Consider the following 13,601-nt stretch of genomic DNA (forward strand, 5'->3'; position numbering starts at 1 on the left):
TACGATGGTTTTAACCCAAGGACGGGCTAATATCATCTTATTACGCTAAATATAGCTTTTAAGGTCGATTTTTAATTTAAATAAATACAGAATTTTATCCACCGCCTATGTTCTGCGGTTTATCCGCAGAATCCAGCAAAGTGCGTGAAACCTGGATCCCGCGAACAAGTCGCGGGACCTAGGGTTGAGAGTGGATTTAAATTAAGCAGATGTAGCCTGAGTGTAGGCCTGCGGGCCGAAACCCGGGTTTCACGTCGTTTCACCCAGGCTACTTGCTTAACCAGCCTCAGCCTTGAGGCTAGTGAAGCTTCAGAATTATGCAACAATGCCGAACAAGTCGCGGGACGTAGGTGTTGATAGGGGGTTTAAAATAAGTCTAAAACCGCTATTGCCTATGTTCTATACCTTACATATGAACTTCTAAGAGTAAAGACTTAATCCTACAAAGTCGAGGAACGTAGGTATTAATAGTTGATCAAGATAACACATTTTATAAAAACCTTTACCGCCTACGTTCCGCGCTTTATGCGCGGAATCCAGAAAGCTAGGCATTGGTAATTTTAAACTATTAACTACCTCACGATTGCCTAATATAGTTTGTAAATTGGGCCTTCGGCCGATTAATTTTCTAGACGTTACCTACTAATAGACCTACTACTAAAATAAATGGTCTTGCTGGTCCTCTGCGCTGCTGCCTGCACCTGCTACATTGGCACCGCTTCCTTCAGTACCTGCACCTTCTTCAGTAGGTACATCTTGATCACGAAAATATTCAATAATACTATTACTTTGATTTTGTCTGGCTAATAATCCTGTTTTAGGATCAATACGAACAGCGACAATATTTTTAGGTTGTGGAAGTGCTCTTTCAGGTATGTCTTGTAAAGCAATTTTCATAAAATCTATCCACATAGGGAGAGCTAAACTTGCTGCATACTCATGTAAGGATTGAGGGTTATCATAACCAACCCAAGTAGTCACCACTAAGTCTGGTGTAAATCCAGCAAACCACGCATCCACTTGCTCATTAGTTGTACCTGTCTTACCAGCTATGTCTTGCCTGTCAAGAATATTAGCTGCGTGTGCTGTGCCATTTTGTACCACACCTCTTAAAGCCTTAGTCATTAAAAACGCTGTATCGGCCGGAATAACTCTTGGTGCGAGCTCGGAATCATCTTTTTGCTCGCAATCTTCTTGACAAACTTTAGCAGGTCTTGCCTGTAATAATAATCCGCCTTCATTATCTGTAATATGATCAATTAAATAAGGCTCAATTTTATAACCACCATTAGCGAAAACAGCATAGGCAGTTGTTAATTCCATCGGGCTAATTGATAAACTACCAAGTGCTAAAGATAAAGCTTTTGGTAAATTTTCTTTGTGGAAACCAAATCGTGAAAGATAGTCTATTGTATAGTTAAAACCTAAGTCATCTAAGACACGAATGGAAACCATATTACGCGAACGTACAAGTGCTTCTTTAAGCCGAGTAGGGCCATTAAAGGTTAAATTATCATTGTGTGGCCGCCATAAGGTTGGTTGACTAGGATCATCAACTACAATCGGAGCATCGTTAACTAAAGTAGCTAATGTATAACCTTTATCTAGTGCAGCGGCATAAATGAATGGCTTAAAGCTAGAACCAGGTTGCCTGCTCGATTGAGTAGCGCGGTTAAATTTACTCTTATCAAAATTAAATCCGCCAACTAATGCTTCAAGGGCGCCATCATTAGGATTTAGAGCAATTAATGCTGCTTCAGCCTCAGGAATTTGGCTTAAAAACCATTCACCCTGTTGCTGCCTTACATAAACAATATCGCCTTCTTTAAGTATTTGCTTAGCATGAGTTGGTTGTTTGCCGACCCAGCCTTTTTTAAGTGCAGGCTTTGCCCAAGATAAGCCAGACCATTTTAAAGTAAAAGGCTCATTAAAGCGTGTTAACACCTGTGCTTCTTGACCATCAGCACTTAAGACAACTGCAGGCTCTAGGCCATTAAAAGCAGGATATTGCAGAAGATACTTACTTAATGCTTCAGGCGATTTATCCTTTATATTTATATTACTAACTGGACCGCGATAGCCATGACGACGATCGTAACTGAGTAAATGCTCCGCTACAATTTGGTTCGCTGAGAGTTGAAGAGGGGCTTTGATAGTAGTGTAAACATTATAACCTTTTGTGTAAGCGGATGGGCCAAAATGATTATAAAGAGATTGGCGAATCATTTCTGCAACATAAGGTGCTGGTACTTCTACTTTAGAACCATGATATTTAGCAGTAATAGGCTGACTAATTGCTTCTTTATATTGCTCTTCAGTGATATATTTTTCTTCAAATAAACGTTCTAAGACATGATCGCGCCTTTTACGAGCTGCTGTTGGATTTACAATAGGATTTTGCGTAGAAGGTGCTTGTGGTAAACCAGCAATCATTGCTAATTCAGCTAAATTTAAATCCTTTAATGCCTTTCCAAAATAAACGTTAGCCGCGGCACCTACGCCATAGGCACGATTACCTAAGTAAATTTTATTAAGGTAGAGCTCTAAAATTTTTTCTTTGCTTAATTCCCTATCAATTTTAATGGCAAGTAAAATCTCATTAAACTTACGTAAAAAAGTTTTTTTGCGACTTAGAAAGAAATTTCGCGCCACCTGCATTGTAATGGTACTTCCACCTTGGGACTTTGTTCCTGTTTGGATCATACGTAGAGTAGCACGCCCTAGTCCAAAAATATCAACGCCTGAATGCTCAAAGAAACGTTGATCCTCAGTAGCTAGTACAGCATAGATTAGCATTTTAGGGATTTCATCATAAGTAAGAGGAGTGCGTTTTTTTTCACCATACTCTTGAATTAATTTTCCATCTTGGGTATAAATTCGCAGTGGAACTTGTAGATGTATAGCATTAAGAGATTCAACATCAGGTAATTGGCTTTCTAAATAGAGATAAAGAAAGCTTATGCCAACAACCAGCAAGAAAAATAGACTCAAAAGTGCCCATAAACCCTTGCGCCAGAAGTAAATCGCTCTTTTCATATTAGATTAAGATAATTTGTATAATTATATTGAATTTGCGATTATAGCGCTATTTCTTATGATTTTGCGAATAATACTATGCATTTATAGCTTAATTTTTCTTTTTAATTTAGATAAAGTATAAATATTGACTGAAGTTATCATAAAGTTATTCTTAATTTCTATACTTAATAATCTTAAAAAAGCCTCTTTAAGAGGCTTATTTTGTATTAAATTTACCTACCTTTGAAATATCAATATTAGTCCGGAGTATTACCAATATTACTAAGCCTCGGGGAAAAAGTTGATGCATTAGGTAAGGTAGGGCTATTATTAGTCAGTGCATTAAGCCCAAGGCGGTTAGGAGCTCCTCCTGGAAAGAAGGCTAAATTTGGATAAAAAGCAGACCGTAAAATCGATTGCGGTCCTGTATTTTCTTGGATCTGTTTTTTTTCTGTTTGCAGTTTAGCAATTAATTCTTCCGCTTCACTTTGTCTAGATTTTAAATCATTAATCTGGTTTTCAGCTGCCTGAATTGTCTCTTGCTGTATTTGAGATTTTTTTTCTAATTGAGTAATTTGTTCATCTTTTGCAGAATTGGATTTAGTTTCTGTAACCAATAACTCATTTAAATTTTTATTGTCTTCTAAGGTTTTTTTTAGTTCTTGAGCGATTAAGTCTTTCTCTATTTTAAGTTGCTCTAACTTGTTTGTTAAAATGGGTACAAGTAAAATATTTTGATGTTCATTAACAATAGTTTCGATATATAAGGTTACCTCTTCACTGGTTTTAGCACTAATATTATTAACAAGGTAGTTGGTAACTGTTTCGCCCATAATAGACAATGCTTTTTCCCTGTGAAAATTCCATCTGCTAATGAAACGCGCCGCTTCTGTGTCAACATTGTTATATTTTAATTGTACTTTAGTATCTTTACGAATATCTAATAATTCAAAGAGAGTAAGTAGAAAATTTTTTAAGGTTTCTTTAATTACCAGGGTTTCTGATTCACTTAAAGGTTCTTCTTTTTCAGTAAGCGGTTTTAGCTCGTTAATTACGTAAATAAAATAATTTAGACATGAACGCCTAGTTTCATACGTAACAGCTTGTTGTACCAGCTTTGATAGTTCATCGACTAATAGTGAATGAGGCTTTTTTAAAATTTCTTCTGTGTTATAAGTTTGTGAAGTTTGGGTTTCAGCATAATGGATAATTACACGACCTAGTTTAGTTATAAATTCCTGTAAACGTGACATAATAGCTCCTTTACGTAATTACAAGGGTTAATTTCCACTTGTTTAAACACTATATTTAATATGTGCGGTGAGGGCAAGCCTTGAACAATTGAAAAAGATAACAATTAATATGGCTATTAAAGAGCATAAATAGATTTGCTAATCATGATTAATAATACGTAATGAACAGATAATAATTATTATTAAGTGAAAAGATTTCTTTTTTGTAAATCTTAAGCTAGCATGCGACATAGACATAGGGAGATGGAGTTAATGTTTAAATTTAAGTCTAAATGCCCCCCTATTTTAGGGGTAGATATTAGTTCAACAGCTATTAAAATTGTTGAAATATCAGGGCGTGAAGACTCTCGTACTGTTGAGGGCTATGGCTATCAGTTATTGCCGCCTAATACTATGGAAGGGCACACTATTAAAGATATTGATGCAGTGAGTCTAACCATCCAAAATATCCTTAATCGCTACCACTTAAAAAGTAAATTAGCTGTTTTATCTGTACCTGATTCTCTAGTAATAAGTAAAGTTATTCAAGTAAATGAAGGGTTGAATGATTTTGAAATTGAAGAATTAGTTATTATGGAAGCAGATAAATTTATTCCTTTCCCAATTGAAGAAATTAATATTGATTTTGAAATAATAGGTCAATCAGCTAGAAATACAGCCATGCTTGATATCCTTGTTGTTGCTTCACGCTCAGAAAATGTGAACACTCGGGTTGAAGCAGCAACAAAAGCAGGGTTACAAGTCAAAATTATGGATGTTGAGTCTTTTGCTATAGAAAGGGTATGTAATTTGCTCAATAAATTAGAACAGCCAATTAATAAAATTACAGCTGTAATTGATATAGGGGCTTTTTTTGCCAATCTTTATGTCCTAAAAAACAATGAAATTATTTTTACGCGTGAAGAAGAGTTCGGAGGTAGCCAACTGACTGAGACTATTGAACACTATTATCATATTTCTTATGAAGAAGCGTTACGCTTAGAAACACAGCAACAACAAGTACCAGCAGATTATCAAACAGAAATTATTACACCCTTTATTGAGACATTAATATTACATGTAAAACGTGCTTTACAATTTTTCTATTCAACCAGTAACTATACAACTATTGATCAAATTATATTAACTGGTGGTATTGCTAGAATACCAGAGCTTGCAAAGAGAATTGAAGAAGAAATTAATATCGTTACAATAGCAGCAAACCCTTTTTCTTATTTAAATCTTAATAGGAAGTTAAATGCTGAATATGTAGCTAATGATGCAGCTTTGTTAATGATAGCTTGTGGCTTAGCATTACGGCATATGGGTTAAATTTTATGACCAATATTAATTTATTACCTTGGAGAGAATTAAGGCGAGAGCAAGAAAAGCGACAATTTACCACCTTGCTTATAGGTTCTCTTCTTATAGGAATTGGAATTGTAATACTCATTAATTATTATGTTCAAGATTTAGTCACTGAACAAATGGCACGAAATCAGCGTCTTCAGGATGAAATTAATACTTTTAATCGACAAATTGCGGCAATAAAGCGTCTTAAAGAAGTCAAAGCTGGGTTAATTTCACGAATGAAAACAATACAAGGTCTACAAGAAGGACGTACGCTGACCGTGCATTTGTTTGATGAGCTAATTAAAGTTGTTCCTGATGGTATTTACCTTACTCAAGTTAAACGAGTAGGAGATACGGTAACATTACATGGCTATGCTGAGTCTAATACAAACGTCTCTATCTTAATGCGTAACATTGAACAAAGTCCGTGGATTCAAACTCCAGCTCTTACTGAGATTAAGAAAAGCAAAGAGGCAGCTTCTGAAATTAATAATGAATTTGTTTTAAGTTTTGTAATTAAAGCGAAAAATCCCATATGATGAATAATTTAAATTTAAGTGAATTAACATTAGAAAATGTTGGCCAATGGCCACCTATAATAAAATACTTAATAGCTGCATCGTTAATAGCGATTATCATCGTCTTTGGTTATTTATTAATAATAAAACAAAATCTTGAATCACGTGATAGTTATATAGCGCAGGAAAAAACATTGCGTGAAGAATTTGAAAGAAAACAGCAATTAGCAGCTAATTTACAAACCTATAAAATGCAGTTACAAATCATGAATGAGCGATTTGGCACTATGCTAAAACAGCTTCCAGCAGAAAATGAAATGCCAGGTTTATTAGAAGATATCTCCAAAACGGGTATAGCTAGTGGCTTAGCTTTTGATCTATTTGCTCCCCAAACTGAGGTAAAGCACGATTTCTATATTGAGCTTCCAATCAAACTTACTGTAATAGGCAACTATCATCAATTAGCTGTGTTTATTAGTCGCATTATTCAAATGAGTCGTATTGTTACTTTACATGATTTTGAGATAAATCCACAGATGGATGAAAAATTAAAAAAACCTATAAAAGATTTATTAATAATGCAATTAACAGCAAAAATTTATAGATATAAAACCAAATGAAAATGCAACTATGGCTAAATTTATTTTTGATTTTAATATTATCTGCTTGTTCAAGTACAAGCGAAGATGATTTAGAGCAATATATTAGCTCAATTAAAATGCGTAAAGTAAGTCCAATTGAGCCTCTACCTACTTTTATACCGCCAGTAAAATTTATTTATCCTGAGCAGGATAATCGTCGTAGTCCTTTTAAACAAAAAGAAGTAATAGTAACAACCGAACCTGATCAATTTACACCTGATTTGAAAAGACCTAAGCAGCGTTTAGAACAATTTCCACTTGATGCTTTAAAATTTGTAGGTGTAATAGAGCAGGTGTCTACGATATGGGGGTTAATTAGTCTACCTAATGGCGAAATTGTCCGGGTTAAGCCGGGTGATTATATGGGAAAAAATTTTGGTAAAATAATTCGTATTACTGACACCGAGCTTCTTTTAGAAGAAACAATTCAAATTGCAGGGAAGTGGCAGAAAAGAAAAATTCAATTTAATTTAAATGCAGGGAAATAGGAGTTTGGTTTTGCGTAGGTTTATCGGCGTAGTTGTACTGTTTGTTAGTTTTTATGGTGCTTTATTTGCTAAAGATAATGTTTTAGTAGGGATAAAAGTTATCCCTTTGCCAAGTGAAAGAGTAAAAATAGATTTTGTTTTCAGTGAGCCATTAACTACTTTACCTACAAGCTTTATCACCGAAAAGCCCATGCGCTTAGTACTGGATTTTGCACAGGCTATGAGCCAACTTGATCAGACAGTAGTGGCTAAAAAAATTAACCTGGGAGTTTTAAGTGACTATATTATCGTAGCAGTTGATAAACGAGTACGCGCCATTCTTAATTTATCTACAGTAGCTATTTATTCAGGTTATGTTGCTGGCAATATTTATACGCTAACCCTTACAGGTAAAACGCAGCCTGTTTCTGAGCAACGTAAAGAGGTATTTATTACTCATAGGCCAGTTAAAGCTCATTTTACGATTAATAATATTGATTTTCGGGGAACGGGTAAGCAAGTTGGGCGAGCCATAATTGATGTTTCAAGTGGTAGCATACCGGTGGAAATCAAACAAGTAGGTAAGAATATTATAGCCAACTTTATCAGTACTCGTGTTCCTGAACGGTTAATGAAACTTTACGATGTGGCTGATTTTCAAAGCCCAGCTCAACTGATAACCTTACGACAAATTGGCAAAAACACGCAGTTAGTTATCAAAAATAAAGGCGACTATGGTCATTTTGCCTATCAGGTTAATAAGCAATTTTTTATCGATATTTTCCCCTTAACAGCGGAAGAAGTAAGACAGGCGAAATTAAAAAAACAGGTTTATACGGGCAAAGCTATTTCCTTAAATTTTCAAGATATTTCAATTCGGGCAGTATTGCAGTTATTAGCGGAGTTTAGTGGTTTTAATATTGTAGTAAGTAATGCAGTTGACGGCAAAATTACCTTACGATTACATGATGTGCCTTGGGATCAAGCACTTGATATTATTCTTAAGACTAATAACCTTGATAAAAGGCAGACTGGTAATATTATCTTTGTTGAAAGAGCAGATACTTTAGTCAAAAGAGAGCAAGCAGAGCTTAAATCGCAGCAAGTTGTAACTAATTTAGCACCACTACGTTCTGAGTTATTGCAATTAAATTTTGCTAAAGCAGCAGATATTGCTACTCTTTTAAAAGATAGAAATACATCATTATTATCAAGACGAGGCTCGGTAAGTGTTGATGCGCGTACTAATACTATCTGGATTCAAGACACAGGTGATCAAATTGAACATATTCGTGATTTAGTCAAACAGCTTGATATTCCAGTTAGACAAGTACAAATTGAGGCACGTATCGTAAATGTATCACGTGAAGCTATTAAAGATTTAGGTGTGCGTTTTGGAATTTCTCGGCCGCCACATTTGAGTGGGACGCTAGAGGGTGCTAATGCATTCCAAGTGCCCCCAGCCTTTGATCCTGTTACCGGAACTCTCATACCAGCGGCAGTTCCCATTGCGCAGCGATTGAATGTAGATTTACCTGCTCCAGTTGCAAATCCTGCTTCTATAGGTATTGCATTAGCTAAGCTTGGTGATGATATTTTGCTAGATTTAGAACTTTCTGCGTTAGAAAGTGAGGATAAAGCAGACATTATTGCTAGCCCACGATTAATGACGACCAATCAACAAGCAGCTTTAATTGAGTCAGGTGAAGAAATACCTTATCAGGAAGCTACATCAAGCGGGGCTACAGCAGTTGCCTTTAAAAAGGCAGTTTTAAGTTTAAAAGTAACCCCTCAGATTACACCTGATAATAAGATACTTTTAGATTTACAGATTAACCAAGATACACCTTCCCCACGTTTAGTAAATGGGGTGCCAGCTATTTTGACTAAACAAATTCAGACTAGCGTTTTAGTAAATAATGGCCAAACAGTCGTATTAGGTGGTATTTATCAACAAGAAAAAGATAGTACTATTAATCGGGTGCCTTTTTTAGGTGAATTACCTGGTATTGGCGTTTTATTTCGTAATAAACATTCAAGAATTAGAAATGAAGAGTTGCTCATTTTCATTACTCCAAGGATAATAACGGATAATTTATCCATTTTGGCAGTAAATGGACGAGGCATTGAATTAGATAAATTTGGAAAGCCAATTAATGTTTATAAATAAATTTCTTGAATAAACACCAAGAAGTTAATAATAATTTGCAATTTTTAATCGGTTGTATAGCTACTATTTTATATATTTAGTAATTTATGAAGCATAATTTATAATAAAATGAGCCTAAAGTTATTGAACGTAAGCAAAATGAAAGTAATCCTATAGCGTTATTCACTAAACTTTAGACAAAGCACTGGTGGCTAAGCCATAGGTGCTGTCCATATTGTATAAAGTTTAGTAGATGCTATATATAGGCTTTGGGTATTAAGTTAATCAAAAAGAATTGTTTGTTTACAATTCTCAATTAGCAAAGAGGTATATGATCAAAAATGAGCATAGTTAAAGTACGTAACATTTTTTTAATTGGGCCTATGGGAGCAGGAAAAAGCACTATTGGCCGTACTTTGGCAAAAGAGCTCAAATTAGAGTTCTTTGATTCTGACGAAGTAATTGAAGAACGTGCCGGGGCAGATATATCCTGGATATTTGATATCGAGGGAGAAGAAGGATTTCGTCGGCGTGAGCAAAAGGTAATTGATGAGTTAACTCAAAAAACCAATATTGTTTTAGCTACCGGCGGTGGGGTAGTAATGACTCCTGAAAATCGTAATGCCTTAGCTGGCCGGGGTACGGTCATTTATCTTAAAACGTCCTTACAACAACAGTTTGAGCGTACTAAACGTGATACTAAAAGGCCTCTTTTACAAACAGATAACTTGGAAAGTCGCCTAGAAATGTTGCGTGATGAGCGTGAACCCTATTATGAAGAGTTGGCAGATATTAGCTTTGAGACAGATAAGCTAACTGTTAAAGCTGTTGCTAATAATATTATTAAATATATCTATGGCGAACTTTGAGCTGCTTCATACATTAGGAGTTAATTTACCAGGACATGACTATCCTATTTTTATAGGCAAGCAGTTATTAGTAAATAAATGTGATTTGTTACCTGCTTATGTAAAATCTAAGCAAGCAATGGTGGTTACAAATCAAACAATTGCTCCTTTGTATTTAGATTATATAAAGCAAACATTGGTTGATAAGCAAGTTGATAGTGTCATACTTGCAGATGGTGAAGAACATAAAAATCAACAAAGTCTTTTTCAAATTTTTGAGGCCTTGATTGAAAAAAAACATCACCGTGATACAACTATTATTGCCTTAGGTGGTGGCGTGATAGGAGATATTGCTGGTTTTGCAGCGTCAACCTATCAAAGAGGGGTTCCTTTTATTCAAATACCTACTACTCTGCTAGCTCAAGTAGACGCGTCAGTAGGTGGTAAAACTGCAATTAATCACCCAAAAGGGAAAAATATGATTGGTAGTTTTTATCAACCTGAGGCAGTAATTGTCGATCTTGCTGTTTTGAGTACTCTACCTCCACGAGAGTTTCGTGCAGGCCTTGCTGAAGTTATTAAGTATGCCATTTTAGTAGGTGGTAATTTCTTTATACAAGTAGAAGAAGCTTTAAAAAATAACTTAAGTAGCTACTCATTAGAGCTGGCTGAAATTATTTATCACTGTTGTCAAATAAAGGCAGACTATGTGCAAAAAGATGAACGTGAGGCAGGATTAAGGGCTTTATTAAACTTAGGTCATACTATAGGCCATGCTCTGGAAGCGTATACTCATTATCAATATTGGCTTCATGGTGAAGCAGTAGCGATTGGCTTATATTGTGCTGCGTTATTGTCTTATCGATTAGGTGAATTAAATTGGGAGTCAGTTGAAAAAATAGATAATTTATTAAAATTAGCAAAATTACCGAGACGAATACCAAAAGACATTAATCTGGAGCATTTATACATGTTGTTAGCAACAGACAAAAAAATTAAAAATAATACGTTGCGCTTTATTGTGATTAAAAGTATTGGAAATTGCTCTCTTACAAGTGACATTAACGGACTAATGATTCAAGAAGTAATGGCAAGCGCAGTTGAAGGAGACTAGTAAGATGTTATCTAGTTCCAGCGATACTGTTTTTCTGCCAGAGATTGCCACCACTTCCCTATATAAGCCTAATAATTGGTTAGCTAACATTAATTTTATTAACCATCTTGTTTTATTTAATGATTTAATGATTGTTGTTATGGCTGAGCAAGGAGGGGGTAAAACTTCTTTTATTCAGTTATTACAAGGAAACTTAGATCTTGAAATAAGTACTTGCATTATAGATGCAAAGCTACCTCTGGCAGAAGCGCAAGTTTTAATTGAATTAGAAAAATTTTGTAATTTAGTACCCAGTTTAAAGCCCGAACTAAGTGATCTAGTCGAACAGGTTAATTCTATTAAAAAACATATTTTAATAATTATTGATAATGCTCATCATTTAAAAGAGAATTTTTTAAAAAATCTTTTAGTAGAAGTAAAAAAATATCAACATAATTTTTTTCATATTTGTTTAGCTACAGATTTTTCTTTAAATCCATTATTAAATTCATTACACGGGGATACTTTTAAAAATTTAATTCATACTATTGAGTTAGGTCCTTTAAGTAAAAAAGAAACAAGAAAATATTTACTTAAAAAACTGTCTTTAAATAAGGGAATTAATCAGAGTTTAACAGAAAAAAATTTAAGTGAATTTTATAATTTAACTAGTGGTTATATCGCTCGAATTAATACCCATCTAAATCATTTTTTTAATTTAGATAATAAAATAATTCGACAATCTTTTTTCCCAAGGCGTAGTCATTTAATAGCCGGTTTGTTTTTATTGATAGTGGGAGCTGTCTATTTAGGAAAAAATAAATTTAGTGATCAAGTTACCGCAGTGGAACTCTCTAATTTATCGAGGCCTTCTTTAGAGGCTCAAAAGGTTACTATTAGGAATGACTTAAAACTAGATAATAAAATTACTACGGCAATTAATAAAGCTTTAGTGAGCGCTTTAGAATTGGTTTTTATAGAAAATGAAGACAAAAAAACAGAAGTCGATGCACTATACCCGCCTAATTATGAAACAGGGACGATAGCTAAAGCTATGGTAATACATCAGGTTGGGTATCTTGAATCTTGGTAAAAAGCAGCTTAAAGATTCTTTCATTCTCACACCAGGTAGAAATTTATTTCTACCTGGCATAATACCAAATATTAAGATAGATTTGCGCCTACAAGGAAATAATAGAACTCTTAACGATTAAAACTTTGACCTATTAAATTAAGATACAATCTCTTATGCGGTAGGCTTGACTGGCTTCTCCATTAATTTTTTCTTTTTTAAAGAATTATATTTTAAAATTTTAGACCAATTATGATAGCCATAAAGTGCCATTAGCGTATAAATAATCATTAGCAAGGTATGAAAAGGGATGTTTTTTTGCAAGTATAAATAAGCGTAGAGAGCATCTGTAATAAGCCATACTATCCAAGTTGCTATAAATTTATAGCACATAAGCCACTGGCCAGCTAAACTTAAGGAAGTCGTTAAAGCATCAAGTATGGCAACATCTGAGTTAGTAAAAAAAGTTAAGATAAATTTAATGCTTAGGAAAAGGCTTAAAATTATGGTTAAGAGTATATACCACTGTTTAGCCTTTAGAATTTGAATAGATTGATGCTCATTATCACTAGGTTGCCGCCACTTAAACCATCCATAACAACTTGTAATAAAATAGAAAATCTCTAATAACATATCGGCATAGATGCCTTTTTGCCAATAGAGCAGACTATTTAAGCTTGTTGCAACCAAACTAATTAACCATCCATAACTATTTAAACGAATAAAATAAATAGTTGCTAAAAGTGATAGGCATGTGCCAAGTATATCTAAAAACATAATCTATCCCTTCGTCGGCATGACCCGAACAGGTTTAATGGGTATAATCTCAGACTATAAAAAATTTATATCTATTTATTTTGTAACCTAAGCTTTTGCAATTGGGCCAATCGGTTAATGGCGCTGCCTGCCTTAGGACTCTAGCCTACGTCTCGTAGCTTATCTGCCGTTGTTGCATAACTTGAAGCTTCGCTAGCCCCAAGGCGGAGGCTGGTTAAGCTAGTAGTCTGGGTAAAACGATGTGAAACCCGGGTTTCGGCCCGCAGGCCTACACTCAGGCTACAGCTGCTGAAGTTATACCCTTTAGGTTCGTAACGCCCCCTTTTTTATCTATTCTTTGTTTTAACTAAATCTCATAATATATGCAACAACGCCGACTTGTTCGCGGGATCCAGCGCTCTAATTCTCGGCCGAGATTCTAGAACCCTCAGAC

11 protein-coding genes are annotated in these 13,601 nt (G+C 34.8%); 8 read left to right on the forward strand and 3 right to left on the reverse strand.

Annotation, left to right across the window (positions count from 1 at the left end; all coding sequences use genetic code 11):
* Positions 1–657 precede the first annotated feature (657 nt).
* Positions 658–3,036, reverse strand: a complete 2,379-nt coding sequence (locus ACNVED_RS03670; RefSeq protein WP_419420409.1) for a penicillin-binding protein 1A — start codon at positions 3,034–3,036, stop codon at positions 658–660.
* Positions 3,037–3,275: 239 nt separating this feature from the next.
* A complete protein-coding gene (locus tag ACNVED_RS03675; protein WP_419420410.1) occupies positions 3,276–4,271 on the reverse strand; it encodes a hypothetical protein in 996 nt (331 codons plus the stop codon).
* 252 nt (positions 4,272–4,523) lie between these two features.
* Between ACNVED_RS03675 and pilM the strand changes: the two genes are divergently transcribed.
* From pilM to ACNVED_RS03715, 8 genes are all read left to right on the forward strand, one after another.
* Positions 4,524–5,582 (forward strand): type IV pilus assembly protein PilM, encoded by a 1,059-nt coding sequence (gene pilM / locus ACNVED_RS03680; protein ID WP_419420411.1) that lies wholly within the window; start codon positions 4,524–4,526, stop codon positions 5,580–5,582.
* A 5-nt stretch (positions 5,583–5,587) separates the two neighbouring features.
* Positions 5,588–6,142 (forward strand): PilN domain-containing protein, encoded by a 555-nt coding sequence (locus ACNVED_RS03685; protein ID WP_419420412.1) that lies wholly within the window; start codon positions 5,588–5,590, stop codon positions 6,140–6,142.
* Positions 6,142–6,741, forward strand: a complete 600-nt coding sequence (locus tag ACNVED_RS03690) for a type 4a pilus biogenesis protein PilO (protein WP_419421141.1) — start codon at positions 6,142–6,144, stop codon at positions 6,739–6,741. Before ACNVED_RS03685 ends, ACNVED_RS03690 begins: the two co-directional genes overlap by 1 nt.
* Positions 6,738–7,250 carry a pilus assembly protein PilP gene (locus tag ACNVED_RS03695; RefSeq protein ID WP_419420413.1) on the forward strand — a complete coding sequence of 171 codons (513 nt, stop codon included), beginning with the start codon at positions 6,738–6,740 and terminating at the stop codon, positions 7,248–7,250. Before ACNVED_RS03690 ends, ACNVED_RS03695 begins: the two co-directional genes overlap by 4 nt.
* 10 nt (positions 7,251–7,260) lie before the next feature.
* Positions 7,261–9,399, forward strand: a complete 2,139-nt coding sequence (locus tag ACNVED_RS03700) for a type IV pilus secretin PilQ (protein ID WP_419420414.1) — start codon at positions 7,261–7,263, stop codon at positions 9,397–9,399.
* A 320-nt stretch (positions 9,400–9,719) separates the two neighbouring features.
* Entirely contained in the window at positions 9,720–10,247 is a 528-nt protein-coding gene (gene aroK, locus ACNVED_RS03705; RefSeq protein WP_419420415.1) for a shikimate kinase AroK, read from the forward strand.
* Entirely contained in the window at positions 10,234–11,340 is a 1,107-nt protein-coding gene (aroB, locus tag ACNVED_RS03710) for a 3-dehydroquinate synthase (RefSeq protein WP_419420416.1), read from the forward strand. Before aroK ends, aroB begins: the two co-directional genes overlap by 14 nt.
* Before the next feature lie 4 nt (positions 11,341–11,344).
* Positions 11,345–12,412 carry an AAA family ATPase gene (locus ACNVED_RS03715; RefSeq protein ID WP_419420417.1) on the forward strand — a complete coding sequence of 356 codons (1,068 nt, stop codon included), beginning with the start codon at positions 11,345–11,347 and terminating at the stop codon, positions 12,410–12,412.
* 153 nt (positions 12,413–12,565) lie between these two features.
* Here ACNVED_RS03715 and pnuC read toward each other — a convergent pair whose 3' ends face one another.
* Positions 12,566–13,168 (reverse strand): nicotinamide riboside transporter PnuC, encoded by a 603-nt coding sequence (gene pnuC / locus ACNVED_RS03720; RefSeq protein ID WP_419420418.1) that lies wholly within the window; start codon positions 13,166–13,168, stop codon positions 12,566–12,568.
* Positions 13,169–13,601: the final 433 nt, after the last annotated feature.

Origin of the sequence: Legionella sp. D16C41 (genome assembly GCF_048541585.1) — a bacterium.
Lineage (GTDB): Bacteria > Pseudomonadota > Gammaproteobacteria > Legionellales > Legionellaceae > Legionella_C.